Annotated in this window: 11 protein-coding genes; 4 read left to right on the top strand and 7 right to left on the bottom strand. The window is 70.6% G+C overall.

Going from position 1 to position 14,197, the window contains the following annotated elements:
• Together IE294_RS16955 and IE294_RS16950 are read right to left on the bottom strand one after the other, a co-directional pair.
• Window positions 1-777: a heparin lyase I family protein gene (locus IE294_RS16955; RefSeq protein ID WP_189886843.1), complete on the bottom strand. Its 777-nt coding sequence runs from the start codon at window positions 775-777 to the stop codon at window positions 1-3.
• Window positions 774-1,991, bottom strand: a complete 1,218-nt coding sequence (locus IE294_RS16950; protein WP_189886841.1) for a glycoside hydrolase family 88/105 protein — start codon at window positions 1,989-1,991, stop codon at window positions 774-776. The genes IE294_RS16955 and IE294_RS16950 overlap by 4 nt, the downstream gene beginning before the upstream one ends.
• Window positions 1,992-2,578: 587 nt before the next feature.
• Here IE294_RS16950 and IE294_RS16945 point away from each other — a divergent pair.
• The gene (locus IE294_RS16945) at window positions 2,579-3,415 is read left to right on the top strand and encodes an aldo/keto reductase (protein WP_189886839.1); all 837 of its coding nucleotides are present in this window, start codon (window positions 2,579-2,581) and stop codon (window positions 3,413-3,415) included.
• 106 nt (window positions 3,416-3,521) lie between these two features.
• On the opposite strand, the gene IE294_RS16940 is transcribed toward IE294_RS16945, so the two are convergent.
• Window positions 3,522-4,133 carry a hypothetical protein gene (locus IE294_RS16940; protein ID WP_189886837.1) on the bottom strand — a complete coding sequence of 204 codons (612 nt, stop codon included), beginning with the start codon at window positions 4,131-4,133 and terminating at the stop codon, window positions 3,522-3,524.
• A 207-nt stretch (window positions 4,134-4,340) separates the two neighbouring features.
• Here IE294_RS16940 and IE294_RS16935 point away from each other — a divergent pair, with 207 nt between their 5' ends.
• Entirely contained in the window at window positions 4,341-5,036 is a 696-nt protein-coding gene (locus IE294_RS16935) for a glycoside hydrolase family 75 protein (protein WP_189886835.1), read from the top strand.
• Window positions 5,037-5,049: 13 nt separating this feature from the next.
• Here IE294_RS16935 and IE294_RS16930 read toward each other — a convergent pair whose 3' ends face one another.
• Together IE294_RS16930 and IE294_RS16925 are read right to left on the bottom strand one after the other, a co-directional pair.
• A complete protein-coding gene (locus IE294_RS16930; protein WP_189886833.1) occupies window positions 5,050-5,751 on the bottom strand; it encodes an SDR family oxidoreductase in 702 nt (233 codons plus the stop codon).
• Window positions 5,752-5,844: 93 nt separating this feature from the next.
• Window positions 5,845-6,750 (bottom strand): class I SAM-dependent methyltransferase, encoded by a 906-nt coding sequence (locus tag IE294_RS16925; protein ID WP_189886831.1) that lies wholly within the window; start codon window positions 6,748-6,750, stop codon window positions 5,845-5,847.
• 123 nt (window positions 6,751-6,873) lie between these two features.
• On the opposite strand from IE294_RS16925, the gene IE294_RS16920 reads away from it, so the two are divergent.
• Window positions 6,874-7,644 (top strand): phytanoyl-CoA dioxygenase family protein, encoded by a 771-nt coding sequence (locus tag IE294_RS16920; protein ID WP_189886829.1) that lies wholly within the window; start codon window positions 6,874-6,876, stop codon window positions 7,642-7,644.
• A gap of 36 nt (window positions 7,645-7,680) precedes the next feature.
• Here IE294_RS16920 and IE294_RS16915 read toward each other — a convergent pair whose 3' ends face one another.
• On the bottom strand, window positions 7,681-9,465 hold the full coding sequence (locus IE294_RS16915) for a glycoside hydrolase family 6 protein (protein WP_189886827.1): 1,785 nt from the start codon (window positions 9,463-9,465) through the stop codon (window positions 7,681-7,683).
• A 31-nt stretch (window positions 9,466-9,496) separates the two neighbouring features.
• A complete protein-coding gene (locus IE294_RS16910) occupies window positions 9,497-10,972 on the bottom strand; it encodes a cellulose binding domain-containing protein (protein ID WP_189886825.1) in 1,476 nt (491 codons plus the stop codon).
• A 261-nt stretch (window positions 10,973-11,233) separates the two neighbouring features.
• Here IE294_RS16910 and IE294_RS16905 point away from each other — a divergent pair, with 261 nt between their 5' ends.
• Entirely contained in the window at window positions 11,234-14,146 is a 2,913-nt protein-coding gene (locus IE294_RS16905) for a glycoside hydrolase family 48 protein (protein ID WP_189886822.1), read from the top strand.
• The last annotated feature ends 51 nt before the right edge of the window (window positions 14,147-14,197 follow it).

Below are 14,197 nucleotides of genomic sequence, written 5' to 3'. Positions count from 1 at the left end.
TCAGACGAGTTGGTAGCCGCGGAGGTTGGTGAGGAGCAGGTAGGTGTCCTGGAGTGAGCCGGAGGTGTCGCCGAGGGAGCGGTAGATGCCCCACTTGGGGCGGACCCGGTCGGCCAGGAAGGTGTCCCCGGTCTTCGACTTGTCGACGACCGTGGTGGAGCCGCTCTTGAGGATCCAGCGGACGGAGCCGGCCGAGCCGTTGCCGATCTTGATCTGGAAGTCCACGTCGGTCCACTTGTCGTGCAGCGGCTCCAGGTCCGCGCGGCCGACGAGGACGTCACCCTCGACGATCTTCAGTTCAATGGTCTGCCTGCCGTCCACCCGGCGCAGGGACTGCACGACGATCGGCGAGGAACCGGCGCCGGGCTGTTTCATCTGCATGATGTGCGTGAAGGTGGTGGTGGCCTTCAGGCTGCTGGGGATGTACATCGAGTAGGTGATCCGCCAGGTCTGGCCCTCGGTCCACTTCAGGTAGCTGCTGCCGCTCGTGCGCAGCCCGGTGACCTCCTGCCGCTGGCGGTCGTCCGAGGTGTCCCGGTCGACCTTGTGCATGTCGAAGCGCCAGTTGTCGCCCGTGGCGTAGATGTGCGGGTGGCCCGCCGGATGGGAGTCCGCGCGGTCGTCCTCGATGGTCTCGAAGGCGCCGAGCCCGTCGGAGCGCGCCGACGGTGACCACTTCGGCTGCCAGGACGCCGCGTGGGCACCGGTCGCGGGGACGACCGCCGCCGCGGCACCGCCGAGCGCGGCACCGAGCACCGCTCTTCTAGACGTGTTCATGACACTCCTTCGGCTCGCAGTTGTTCGTTCATGATCAGAAAGGCCCCGAGGCCGTGGAAGTCGTTGGTGGCCCGGGTCCGGCCGACGTAGTACGCGTAGTCGCCGACGTTCGTGCCGACGGAGATGCCGGCGAGCTGGGTACGGCCGTCCGCGCCCACCGAGAGCCGGGCGAGCACGCCCTGGTAGGCACGCCGGGCGACGGCCGTGTACCGCGGGTCGAGGTAGCCCTGCCGGACCCCGCGGGCGAGGGCGTAGGCGAACATGCTGGAGCAGGACGTCTCGGTCCAGTTGCCGGACCGGTCGCCCCGGTCCATCACCTGGAACCAGCGGCCGGTCGCCGGGTCCTGGTACGTCTCCAGTCCACCGGCCAGCTTCCGGAGGATGCGCAGGAGTTCCGGTCGGCGCGGCTGGTCCGCGGGGATCGCGTCCAGGACGTCGACCAGCGCCATCGCGTACCAGCCGACGGCACGGCACCAGTGCTCGGGGGCGAGCCCGGTGCGCGGGTCGGCCCAGCTCGCCGACTCCGACTCGTCGTAGGCGTGCTTCAACAGGCCGTTCGGCGCCTGGAGATGGCCGCCGTACACCGCCAGTTGCCGGGCCGCCTCGTCGTCCGCGTAGCCGCTGTCACCGAACTCCTCGCCGTACTCGACGAGGAACGGGTTCACCATGTAGACACCGTCCGCCCAGAGTTGGTGGGCGCGGCTGCTGGTGTCGGCGTGCCAGAAGCCGCCGTCGGCGGTGCGCGGGTAGCTGTTCAGACGGTCGCGGATCTTCCGCGCGGCCTTGCGGTAGCGGTCCTGGCCCGTCTCGTGGTGCAGGATCACCAGCAGCCGGCCCGCCTGCATGCTGTCGAGGCTGTCGAACGACTGGCCGATCGTGCCGTCGGCGCGCACGAACCGGTCGGCGTAGGCCTTGATGTACGACAGATAGCGGGGGTCGTGGGTGCGCCGGTACACGAGGTACTGGCCGTAGAGGTACAGGCCCACCGGGTACGACCAGCCGCCGATGGTGTCCGGGGTGTAGCGCGCCATGGTGGAGTCGACCACGGCCGTGGACCAGTCGGGAGCGGCGGCGGGACGGTGCCCGGCGGTGCGGGCCGTGGCGGCCGGGGCGGGAGCCGCGGTGGCCGGCGGGGCGACGGCGGGGAGCGTGACCAGGGTGGCGGTGGCGAGCGCGGCGGCCGTCAGCGCCGCCCGCAGGCGTCGGCGTCTCATGGTCCTCCTTCACGGTAGGCGGACGCGGGCCCGTCGCCGGCGCGTGCGGCGCCGTGCACCAGGGCGCGTACGGGGTGGTGGTCCGGGGCGTTCCGGCGGCGGGGTGGGTACGGTCCGGGCCGGGCGGCGCGGCGGCGGACGGCAGTCCGCGAGCGCGTACGCGGCCATCCCCAGCGCGGTCTCCACGATGCGGTAACCAGGGCTTTGCCAGACCTTTTCATCCGATGTCTGTGCGCTGGACGGTTCAGATCGATACGGCACGGCAGGGCTCTCGTTCATGTGGGTGTACCCGCTTTCCTGAGAGTGGGGGAAGCCCAGAAGGGGGACAGCGGCCATGGTCAGGGCCGGTTCACATGCATGCGCCTGGTTCAGTCAGATGTCCGGCGGCGCGATACAGAGTCGCGGCATGACGGTCACCGGTCAATGGTCCGGACCGAGAACATCGGATGCATTTCCGGCCATTCTCGGCCCGGGACACTGACTCGCCGGTCAGTTGCGACGGATTCCGCGGTCAGGAATGCGAAGCGGGCCGTGATCGTTGAGGATGGGAGTACCACCTTGTCGACAAGCGAAGGATCAAGAGGCTCGTGAGCAGCAAGGTCCCCCCGATCATCCTCAACAACGGCGTCGAGATGCCCCAGCTGGGCTTCGGTGTCTGGCAGGTGCCGGACGACGAGGCCGAGCGGGTCGTCGCCACGGCGCTGGAGGCCGGGTACCGCAGCATCGACACCGCTGCGGCCTATGGCAACGAAGAGGGCACCGGCAAGGCCATCGCCGCCTCCGGCCTGCCCCGCGAGGACATCTTCGTCACCACCAAGCTCTGGAACGGCGACCACGGTTACGACTCCACGCTGCGCGCGTTCGACACGTCGCTGGAGAAGCTGGGGCTCGACTACGTCGACCTCTACCTGATCCACTGGCCGCTGCCGTCCCGGGGCACGTACATCGACACCTACAAGGCGTTCGAGAAGCTGCACGCCGACGGCCGCGTCCGCGCCATCGGTGTCTCCAACTTCCTTCCCGAGCACCTGCGGCGGCTGATCGAGGAGACCTCGGTCATCCCCGCGGTCAACCAGATCGAACTGCACCCGCACCTGCAACAGCGCGAGGCGCGCGAGTACCACGCGGAGCAGGGCATCGCCACGGAGGCCTGGTCGCCGCTCGGCCAGGGCAAGGGCCTGCTGGAGGTGCCGGCGATCGTCGCCATCGCCCAGAAGCACAACCGCACCCCGGCCCAGGTCGTGCTGCGCTGGCACGTCCAGCTCGGCAACGTCGTGATCCCGAAGTCCGTGACGCCGTCCCGGATCAAGGAGAACATCCAGGTGTTCGACTTCAGCCTGGACGACGAGGACCTCGCCGCGATCAGCGCGCTCAACGAGGACCGGCGCCTGGGTCCCGACCCGGCCGTCTTCGACGTGGTCTGACAACCGGCCCCGAACGCACATCGCGCACCACCCGGCACGGCCGTGCGTCCCGCTCCGCAGCGGGGCGCACGGCTGTGTGCCGTTCGGCACCCCGCGGACCCGCCGCTCAGTGGAAGCGCACGTCCGCGTGCACGACCTCGAACTCCTCCAGGCCGACCACGTCCGCGTGCGCCTTGGCCGACACCGCGTGACGCAGGCCCGCGACGGCCGCGCGCGAGGCGCCCAGGGAGGCGCGGTCCAGGAACAGGGAGCCGGTCATGGCCCGGCCCCGTTCCCGGTCGATCAGCAGGGTCGTCTCGGCGAGTCCGGGCAGCGACTCGGACCTCGGCACCACCGTGGCCCGGAAGGTGTCGACGACCAGGTCGGCGTCGCGCGGGTCGAACTCCATCCTGGTGACCCGCAGTCCCCCGCCCTGCCGCGGGTGCCTGACCTCGTGGAACACGGCGGCCTCGTAGTCGGCGACGGCCATGGTGCCGGCGAAGGGCTCCAGGAGCCCCCTGCGCCGCTCGCGCATCACCGCGTCGCTGTTGCGCCGCGCCTCCTCGGTCTCCCACCAGCTCACCGTGAGGAGCTTGCCGAGTTCCCGGTCCGCGAACACGCCCGCGCCACGGTACCCGGGGCGTTCCTCCAGCAGGTCCCGCCCCTCGCTGTTCACCGATCGGATGGCCGTGTCCAGCAGTGCCGGATCACCGGTCGCGTACACCGCACGGACGAACATGAGCCTCACCTCCGGGGGAAGGGGACCTCCGACAGCGCCGGGCAGAACAGGACATATCCGTCTCGTCCAGTCTTACCGGCGGGAGAATTCACCGCAATACGCGCACATTTCGGCCGTTCGCAACTCCAGGGTTGACGGGAGCATGGCGAAGACGTCACCGTGTACGACACCCGGTAAGGAAACTTTCCTAACAGAAGGGCCCCCCACATGCGTCTCCGTACCCTCACCCTCGCCGCGGCCTCCGGCACCGCCCTGCTCGCCGCCGGCCTCCTGCCCGCGCACGCCTCCGCCGCCGCCTCCCCCAAGTCCGCGCAGGAGGGCACGGTCAGCGCCGCCGACCTGCTCGCCAAGGTGACGTCCTGTTCGCAGATCTCCAGCGGCAAGTACCGGACGGACGAGGAGACGTCGGCCACGGTCCCGGTGTGCGGCAAGAACGGCGCGGTGTTCTGGAAGGCCGACATGGACATCGACTGCGACGGACAGCGCACCACCAACTGCAACGAGGACCGCGACCCCTGGTACCAGGACGACACCGCCTTCCACCAGTCCGACGGCAAGCCGCTGAAGGCGGAGACCCTGCCGTACGTCGTCGTACCCAGCACCAGCAGCATCTGGAACTACTCCAACGCCGGCATCAAGGGCGGCGGTGTGGTCGCCGTCATCTACAACAACAAGGTCGAGTACGCCGTCGTCGGCGACACCGGCCCCACGCAGATCATCGGCGAGGCGTCGTACGCCACCGCCAAGGCGCTCGGCATCGACCCGGACCCGGCCACCGGCGGCGCCGACTCGGGCGTGACCTACATCCTGTTCAAGAACTCCACGGTCTCCCCCATCGAGAGCCACAGCGCGGCGGTCTCCCTCGGGGACCAGCTGGCCAAGCAGTTCATCGCGAACAACTGAAGCCGGTCGTCCGTCAGTTGGGCTGGCCCAGCGGGCGGACGACGACGGTGTTGACATCGACCCCGGCCGGTTGCCGGATCGCCCACACCACCGAGTCGGCGATCTGGCCCGCGGTGAGGAGGTGCCCCGGGGGCAGGCTGCCGTAGCCGTCCCAGAAGGGGGTCTCCACCCGGCCGGGGGCGACCAGCGTGACACCGATCCCGAACTCCGTGACCTGGCGCCGGGTGTTCTCGGCGAGGCCGGTCACCGCCCACTTGGTGGCGCCGTAGAGATTGCCCGGAGTGTGCACGAACCCGGCGACGCTGCCGACGAGGACGATCCGGCCGCGGGTCTCCTTCAGCGCGTCGACGGAGGCGCGGATGAGGAGGGCGGGACCGAGGACGTTGGTGAGGACCATCTCGGTCCAGCCGGACGGATCGCCCTCCGCCACGGAGTCGTGGGTGGCGACGCCGGCGTTGGCGACGACGGTGTCCAGCCGGCCGTACGCCTCGAGCGTGCGGTCGACCGCGTTCCGTACGTCGTCGTACGCCGACGCGTCACCGGCGACCGTCAGCAGTCCCTCGGGATGTCCGAGGCTCTCGGCGGCATCCCGCAGCCGTCGCTCCGCGCGCCCGGTCACGGTGACCCGGTGTCCGGCATCCAGCAGCCGCCGCGCCACAGCGGCGCCGATACCGCTGCCCCCGCCCGTGATGAGCGCGACCGGAGCGTCGTTCATGGTCCCCCTGCGTGGTGTGTCCCGCGGTGTCGAAGTGCCCGGAGTCCATCACTCGGAGACCACTCGAAGTCAAGCCCCGCCCCGCCCGGCCGGCTAGCCCCGGCGGACCGCCGTGTGCACGGTGTGCGCCGACAGGACGAACAGGTCCGGCCGTACGTGCGCGCTCGCCGGGTCGGACGGGTCGAGCAGCCGGTCGAGGGTGGCGCGGTCGTCGGCGTCCAGCGCTTCGCCGATGCCCTCGCGCAGCCGGGACAGGTGCGCGACGACGTAGGCGCGGGCCCGGTCGGTGACGGGGGCCGGCAGGTCGAGCAGGAAGGTGCGGGTCCCGGCGTGCTTGAGGCCGGCGGCGGTCAGCAGGGCGGGCCAGTCCTCGGTCTCGGCGACGGAGCCCGGCAGGCCGGCGCGCATCCGGCCGAACCACTCCTCCTCCAGGGCGTCCAGCCGCGCCTGGAGTCCGGGGCGGCCGATCCCGATGTCCCGGGGCAGGAAACGGGAGGGCAGACCGCCTTCCAGGAGGGCCAGCGTGCCGCCGGGGGCGAGCCGCTCGGCGAACGCGGTGAGCGCCGCCCGCTGGTCACCGAGGTGGTGCAGACTGCGGCTGGCCCACAGCAGGTCGACCGGGTACTCCACCTGGTCCAGCACGTCGGGCAGTTCGCCGGTGACGGTGTCGAAGCGGTCGGCCACGCCCCGGCGGACGGCCCGCGCGCGGGCGCGCTGGAGCAGGGGCGCGGCGGCGTCGACGGCGACGACCCGGGCCCCGGGGAACGCCTCGGCGAACAGGCAGGCGACCACTCCGGGCCCGCTGCCCGCGTCCACGATCAGCCCCGGCTCGGTCACCTCCCGCGCGAGCCACGCCATGGCCCGCTCGTACACCGGGGCGAACAGCTCCGCCTGCGTCTCCAGCAGGGGTCCCAGCTCGCTCCAGTCGATGTCCGTGCCGTGGTGCCCGTGCCCGTGACCGTGCCGGTGCTCGGTGTCGTGGTGGTGGTCGTGCGCCATGGTGGTCAGCCTCTCTTCCGGATGCGGTCAGGGTGCGACGGCACGCCCGGCGGAGGCCAGCGGTGTTGCCGATGCGGCAAAAACGGGATGCGTCCCGGCAAGGTCACCGGCGACCATGGGCCCGTGGACGACAATCTGGTGGAACGCTTCGTCGCGGACGGGTTCGTGAAGATCGAGGGAGCGGTCCCGCCACGGGTCGCCGCGGACTGCGCGCGGCTGCTGTGGCGGGAGACGGGCTACGACCCGGAGGACCGCGCCACCTGGAAGGACCCGGTGGTGTGGGTGGGCGGCATGGCCCAGGGCCCGTTCGCGGCGGCGGCCAACTCCCCGGTGCTGCACGACGCGTTCGACGCGCTGGTGGGCGCCGGACGCTGGGAGCCGCGCTACTCGCTGGGCACCTTCCCGCTGCGCTTCCCGCACCCCGAGGAGCCGGACGACGCCGGGTGGCACATCGAAGGCAGCTACCTCCCCGAGGGCCAGGCGCACTACCACACCAACCTGCGCTCCCGGGACCGCGCGCTGCTGATGCTGTTCCTGTTCAGCGAGGTCACCCAGGCCGACGCCCCGACCCGGATCAGGGTCGGCTCGCATCTGGACGTGCCCGCGGTGCTCCGGCCGTACGGCGAGGCGGGAGCCTCCTTCCTGGAGCTGGGACCCCAGGTGGCGGCGGCCTCGGCCCACCGCCCCCTCGCCCATGCCACGGGCCGCCCCGGCGACGTCTACCTCTGTCACCCGTTCCTGGTGCACGCGGCCCAGCCGCACCACGGCACCCGGCCGCGCTTCCTGGCGCAGCCCCCGCTGCACCCGGCCGCGCCGTACGAGCTGGACCGGCCGGACAGGGCCTGCTCACCGGTGGAGCGCGCGATCCGCCGGGGCCTGGCCGGCGCGGTCTGAACCGCTGCGGTCCGGCCCCGGCGGACGCTCACCCCGCTACGGCAGCGGCGGGTAGGCGTTCTGCATCAGCTGCTGGAACTGGGCGGAGAACCAGTGCCCGGCCAGCGGCGAGTTCGGCAGCGCGCCCGTGGGGTTGTTGCCGTTGCGGGCGTTGCCGCCGTAGGTGGGGTCGCACATCCGGTCGAAGCCCTTGCCCTCGTCGTTGGAGATGGCGGAGCTGGCTCCGTCCGACTCCCCCGGGGGCTTGACCCACACGTAGGCGTCGATCCCGGCCGCCGGCGCGGCGGTCGGCCGTTCGCCGAGGCCGGCGCCGCTCTGGTTGCACCAGTTGCCGGCGTGGATGCGCCGGTCGACGCGGCTGCCGTTGACGTAGTCGTCGACGGAGGTGAGCGGGCCGGACTTGGTGGGCCGGGCGGAGCCGCCCCAGCCGTTGCGGGAGGTGTCGATCAGCATGCCGAGGTTGCTGTTGAACCCGGATGCGACGAGCTTGTCGCGCAGTGCCTGGGCGAAGGACTGCTCGTCCACGTACTGGTTCCAGTCGACCCACTTCGACTGGCGCACGGTCTGCCCGTTGACGCTGTCGGTGACCTTGAAGTACGGCTCCTTGGTGGCGCCGTAGTTGGCGGTGTTGACGATGAAGCCCGTCACGTCGTTCACGCCGGCACCGTTGGTGGTGGCGACCTTGTAGAACTCCTGGACGGTGGGCCCGAAGTTGGAGTCCCAGCCGAGCCAGGCGTGGTGGCCGGCGTCGATGTAGTTGTAGACGTTCGGGATGGCGCCCAGCTTGTCGAGGGCGTAGCTGACGCCCTTCTCGTAGTTGCCGTTGGCCTTCATGGTCGCGCAGGCGTCGGTGCTGCCGGCGGTGCCGCCCGCGTTGGTGACCAGGTTGGGCAGGGAGTCGGGTTCGATGACGGTGGCGATGCGCAGGCCCGCGTACTTGGCGTCGGAGAGGATCGACGCGATCGGGTCGATGTACTGGCTCTTGTACTTGTCGATGTCGTTCGGGCCCAGTTCGCCGTTGGAGGCGAGGGCGGAGCAGTCGCGGCCGGGAAGGTCGTAGATGACGAGCTGGACGACGAGTTCGCCCGAGCCCTTCTGCTTCAGCGCCTCGTCCAGGTGGGCGCGCAGGCCCATCCCGCCGTTCACACCGTTGATGGCGGCGATCCGGTCGAGCCACACGGCGGTGGGCTGGTTGGCGACGCGGCTGCCGCCCGGTTCGGCGGCGGCGTGCGCCGACCACTCCGGGTTCACGTAGCCCTTGGCTCCGCTGTAGGGGTTGTCGACGCGGCTGCCGGTGTCTCCGCCACCGCCTCCGCCGCCCGTGCCCCCACCGGTGTCCCCGCCGGTTCCGCCGCCGGTGTCCCCACCGGTGCCGCCGCCGCTGCCGCCGCTTCCGTCGTCCACGTTGCAGGTGACGCCGTCGAGCGTGAAGGTGGCGGGGGCGGAGTTGGTGCCGCTGAACGTGCCGTTGAAGCCGAAGCTGACCGTGCCGCCGGTCGCGAGCGCGCCGTTGTAGCTCTCGTTGGCCGCGGTGACCGCGGTGCCGCTCTGGCTGATCTTCGCGCTCCAGCCGTTCGTGACCTTCTGGTTGCCGCCGTAGGACCACTTCAGCGACCAGGCCGACTTGGCGGCGCCGTTGTTGGTGAGGGTCACGGCGGCGGTGAAGCCGGTGTCCCACTGGCTCTGGATCTTGTAGTCGACGGCACAGGGCACGGCGGCGACGGCGGCGCCCGAGCCGCCGGGCATGGCCGCGAACGCTGTTCCGGAGGCTCCGGCGAGCAGCCCCAGGGCCACCAGCAGGGTTGTCTTGGTACGAGTCATGAGTGCGGGTTCCTTCGGGGTTCCGTGGGATCTACGGGTTGAGGGCGCGCAGATGGTCACGCAGCCCGGCGCCGTACGCGGTGGGAGTGCCGTCGTAGGCGGAGATGAGGGACGGCCCGGAGGAGCAGTCCCAGGTGTTCCAGGTCCAGCCGAGGTAGGACAGGTCGTGGTCGTCGAACCACTTCATGACCCGGTCGGTGAACCCGTGCGAGCAGGTGTTCTCGCCGATCTCCCCGGCCACCAGGGGCACGTGGGCGGCTACCGGGACGAGGGTGGAGTTCCAGCAGCTCTCGCTCGCGCAGGAGTTGAAGTTGTAGACGTGGTACGCGGCGGCGAGATTGCCGGCCGGGTCGGTGGGCTGGTACGCGGTCCACTGGCCGAGGTCGTTGGAGTACGCCAGGCCGCCGGCCATGATGACGTTCCTGGCGCCGGTGGCCCGGACGCTGTCCACGAGGTCCTGCATGCCGGCGACCTCGTAGGAGATGCCGGGGCAGGTGCCCCCGTCCCGCCAGCACTTCCAGGCGTCCATGGCACTGGAGGCCGCCCGGTCCGGATACGGCTCGTTGAACAGGTCGAACACGGCCGCCTCGTCGTCCTTGAAGGTGCTCGCCACCGACGACCAGAACGACGGGGAGTACCGCATGTCGGGCATCGGCTTCTGGCAGGTGGCGTGCACGTCGGAGCAGCCGGCCGAGTTCCCGGTGTACTCGCCGTAGGACCAGTGCAGTTCGAGGACCGGGGTCATGCCGTGCGCCTCGACGCGGGCCGCCAGTTCCTTGACGGCGGCGATGTAGTTGGCGCCGCCGTACTCGGGCTTGACGTTGGACAGGCCGAGCCAGCACTCCTCGTTGAGCGGGATGCGGACCGCGTTGGCCTTCCAGTCGGCGATCGCCTTGATCGCCGCGTCGTCCACCGGTCCGTCCCAGATGCCGTAGCCCTGCACGCACATGAACTCGCCGCCGGACCGGTTGACGCCGAGCAGGCGGCGGGTGGTGCCGTCGGCGTCCACGAGCTTGTTGCCCAAGACCCGCAGCGCGGGCGGGGTACCGCCGGACGGCGGCGGGGTCGTCGGCGGCGGGGTGGTGGGCTCCGAGTCGACGTTGCAGGTCGTGCCGTTGAGCGTGAACACGGCCGGCGCGGGGTTGCTCCCCGACCAGGAGGCGAGGAAGCCGGCGCTGACGCTCGCACCGGTGCCGAGCGCGCCGTTCCAGTCCTCGCCGGCCGCGGTCACGGTGGCGCCGGACTGGGACCACTTGGCGTTCCAGCCCTGGCTGACCTTCTGTCCGCCGGCGAAGTCGAAGGTGAGCTTCCAACCGCTGAGCGCGGCCTGGTTGTTGGTGACCTTCACCGAGCCCTGGAAGCCGCTGTCCCACTGGCCGGTGACGGTGTACTCCACCGTGCAGGCGGGCGTGGCTCCCTGGGCCGCCGCCACCGGCACGACCGCGCTCCCGACGAGCGCGACCGCACCGGTGGCGGCTAAAAGTACTGAACGCGGGGGGTGTCGCATGAGCGACTCCTTGCAGCTTGGCGCGCCGTGACGGACGCGTCGACTGAACGGAACCGCTCCCACTGGTGCGAGTGAAGGTAGCGCCAAGCGGCCGGTCTGCCCAGGGGAGTCGCCTGACTTTTCCTCAGCCGGATCCGTCGAATCTTTTCGACTCCTCAAGCACCTTGACCGCTCGGGGCCCCGTCCCCACTATGGGAGCGCTCCCACTGGTTCAAGCCTTGACTTCTCCCGAGCCGCACGCCCGCAAGGAGGAACCAGCACATGGATCCCGGACGTAAGCGCAGAGCCGTGCGCCGGCTGTGGACCGCGGTGGCCGCCGCGTTCGCCCTGCCCCTGACGATGCTGGCCACCGGCACCCCGGCCGCGCACGCGGCGTCCGTGCAGTGCAGCGTCGACTACAAGACCAACGACTGGGGTTCCGGCTTCACCGCCGACCTCACCATCACCAACCGCGGTACCGACGCCATCGACGGCTGGACGCTGACGTACGCCTACACGGGCAACCAGAAGCTGACCAACGGCTGGAACGGCACCTGGTCCCAGTCGGGCCAGACGGTCACCGTGAAGAACGCCTCGTACAACGGCACGATCGCGACGGGCGCCGCCGTCTCCACCGGCGCCCAGTTCACCTACAGCGGCGCCAACACCGCCCCCACGTCCTTCGCCGTCAACGGCACCACGTGCGCCGGCGCGCACCAGCCACCGGTGACCGTGCTGACCAGCCCGAGCGCGGGCGCGGTCTACTCGCAGGGCGAGCCGGTGCCGCTGGCGGCGACCGCGGCGGCGGCCGACAACGCGACCATCGGCAAGGTGGAGTTCTACGACGACACCACGCTGCTGGGCACGGACACGAGCGCGCCGTACTCGCTCTCGGTCTCCGGTTTGACCGTGGGCAGTCATTCCCTGGTGGCGAAGGCGTACGACAGCCTGGGCGCGTCCGCCGCCTCCACCCCGGTCGGCATCACGGTCGCCTCCGGCCCCGCCGTGGTCGCCTCGCCGTCCCAACTCGGCGTCCCGCAGGGCAAGTCGGGCACGTTCTCGGTGAAGCTGTCGACACAGCCGAGCGGGAACGTGACGGTGAGCACGAGCCGCACGAGCGGCAACACCGGGCTGTCCGTGACGGGCGGTTCCTCGCTGACCTTCACCCCGTCGAACTGGAACACCGCGCAGACGGTGACCGTCACGGCGGACTCCTCCGGCACCGGCAGCGCGACCTTCACCGCGTCGGCCACGGGCCACACCAAGGCGACGGTCACGGTCACGGAGCTGCCCGCGTCGAAGGCGTACGACGCCCGCTTCCTGGACCTGTACGGGAAGATCACCAACCCGGCGAACGGCTACTTCTCCCCCGAGGGCATCCCGTACCACTCGGTGGAGACGCTGATCGTCGAGGCCCCGGACCAGGGCCACGAGACCACCTCGGAGGCGTACAGCTATCTGCTCTGGCTCCAGGCGATGTACGGCAAGGTGACCGGCGACTGGTCCAAGTTCAACGGCGCGTGGGACATCATGGAGAAGTACATGATCCCCACCCACGCCGACCAGCCGACGAACTCCTCCTACAACGCCTCCAAGCCGGCCACGTACGCGCCCGAGCTGGACACCCCGAACGAGTACCCGGCGAAGCTGGACGCGTCGGTGCCGGTCGGCCCGGACCCGATCGCGGGTGAGCTGAAGTCGGCCTACGGCACGGACGACGTCTACGGCATGCACTGGATCCAGGACGTGGACAACGTCTACGGCTACGGCAACGAGCCCGGCAAGTGCGAGGCCGGTCCCACCGCCACCGGACCGTCGTACATCAACACCTTCCAGCGCGGCTCGCAGGAGTCCGTCTGGGAGACGGTCCCGCAGCCGACCTGCGACGCCTTCAAGTACGGCGGCAAGAACGGCTACCTGGACCTGTTCACCGGCGACTCCTCCTACGCCAAGCAGTGGAAGTACACGGACGCCCCGGACGCGGACTCCCGTGCCGTGCAGGCCGCGTACTGGGCGGATGTGTGGGCGAAGGCGCAGGGCAAGGGTTCCGACGTGTCCGCGACCGTCGCCAAGGCCGCCAAGATGGGCGACTACCTGCGGTACGCGATGTACGACAAGTACTTCAAGAAGATCGGCAACTGCACGAGCCCGTCCTGCCCGGCCGGCACCGGCAAGGACGCCTCGCACTACCTGCTGTCCTGGTACTACGCCTGGGGCGGCGCCACCGACACCTCCGCCGGCTGGGCCTGGCGGATCGGCTCCAGCCACGTCCACGGCGGCTACCAGAACCCCCTCGCCGCCTACGCGCTCAGCTCGGTCGCCGACCTGAAGCCCAAGTCGGCGACGGGCGCGACGGACTGGGGCAAGTCGCTCCAGCGGCAGCTGGAGTTCTACCAGTGGCTCCAGTCGTCCGAGGGCGCCATCGCGGGCGGCGCGACCAACAGCTGGCAGGGCCGGTACGCCGCCCCGCCGGCCGGCGCGTCCACCTTCTACGGCATGTACTACGACTGGCAGCCCGTCTACCACGACCCGCCGTCGAACCAGTGGTTCGGGTTCCAGGCGTGGTCGATGGAGCGGGTCGCCGAGTACTACCAGCAGACCGGGAACGCCTCGGCGAAGGCGATCCTCGACAAGTGGGTCACGTGGGCGCTGTCCAAGACCACGGTCAACCCGGACGGCACCTACCGCATCCCCTCCACCCTCCAGTGGTCGGGCCAGCCCGACACCTGGAACGCGTCGAGCCCCGGTTCCAACAGCGGACTGCACGTCACCGTCGCCGACTACACCGACGACGTCGGCGTGGCCGCCGCCTACGCCAAGACCCTGACGTACTACGCCGCCAAGTCCGGTGACAGCGCCGCCAAGTCCACGGCGAAGGCGCTGCTGGACGGCATGTGGAACAACTACCAGGACAGCCTCGGCATCGCCGTCCCCGAGACCCGCACCGACTACAGCCGGTTCGGCGACAGCGTGTACGTGCCGAGCGGCTGGACCGGCACCATGCCGAACGGCGACGCGATCAACTCCTCGTCCACGTTCGCCTCGCTGCGGTCGTTCTACAAGAGCGACCCGAACTGGTCGAAGATCGAGGCGTACCTCAAGGGCGGCGCCGCGCCCGTCTTCACGTACCACCGCTTCTGGGCCCAGGCGGACATCGCCCTGGCCATGGGCTCGTACGCGGAGCTCCTGGAGTAGACCGGCACCTCTTCGGGGGCGGCCCCCGCCCGCACCGGGGGCCGCCCCCCT

The sequence above is a fragment of the Streptomyces canarius genome (genome assembly GCF_014650735.1).
In the GTDB taxonomy this organism is placed as follows: Bacteria; Actinomycetota; Actinomycetes; order Streptomycetales; family Streptomycetaceae; genus Streptomyces; species Streptomyces olivaceoviridis.
Note: the sequence above shows the minus strand (reverse complement) of the source record. Positions and strands in the feature narration are given on the sequence as shown.

Coding starts and splice junctions, on each gene's coding strand:
- IE294_RS16940 (WP_189886837.1), bottom strand. CDS start 4,133: ATGTTCGTCCGTGCGGTGTACGCGACCGGTGATCCGGCACTGCTGGAC.
- IE294_RS16950 (WP_189886841.1), bottom strand. CDS start 1,991: ATGAGACGCCGACGCCTGCGGGCGGCGCTGACGGCCGCCGCGCTCGCC.
- IE294_RS16955 (WP_189886843.1), bottom strand. CDS start 777: ATGAACACGTCTAGAAGAGCGGTGCTCGGTGCCGCGCTCGGCGGTGCC.
- IE294_RS16910 (WP_189886825.1), bottom strand. CDS start 10,972: ATGCGACACCCCCCGCGTTCAGTACTTTTAGCCGCCACCGGTGCGGTC.
- IE294_RS16935 (WP_189886835.1), top strand. CDS start 4,341: ATGCGTCTCCGTACCCTCACCCTCGCCGCGGCCTCCGGCACCGCCCTG.
- IE294_RS16915 (WP_189886827.1), bottom strand. CDS start 9,465: ATGACTCGTACCAAGACAACCCTGCTGGTGGCCCTGGGGCTGCTCGCC.
- IE294_RS16905 (WP_189886822.1), top strand. CDS start 11,234: ATGGATCCCGGACGTAAGCGCAGAGCCGTGCGCCGGCTGTGGACCGCG.
- IE294_RS16925 (WP_189886831.1), bottom strand. CDS start 6,750: ATGGCGCACGACCACCACCACGACACCGAGCACCGGCACGGTCACGGG.
- IE294_RS16930 (WP_189886833.1), bottom strand. CDS start 5,751: ATGAACGACGCTCCGGTCGCGCTCATCACGGGCGGGGGCAGCGGTATC.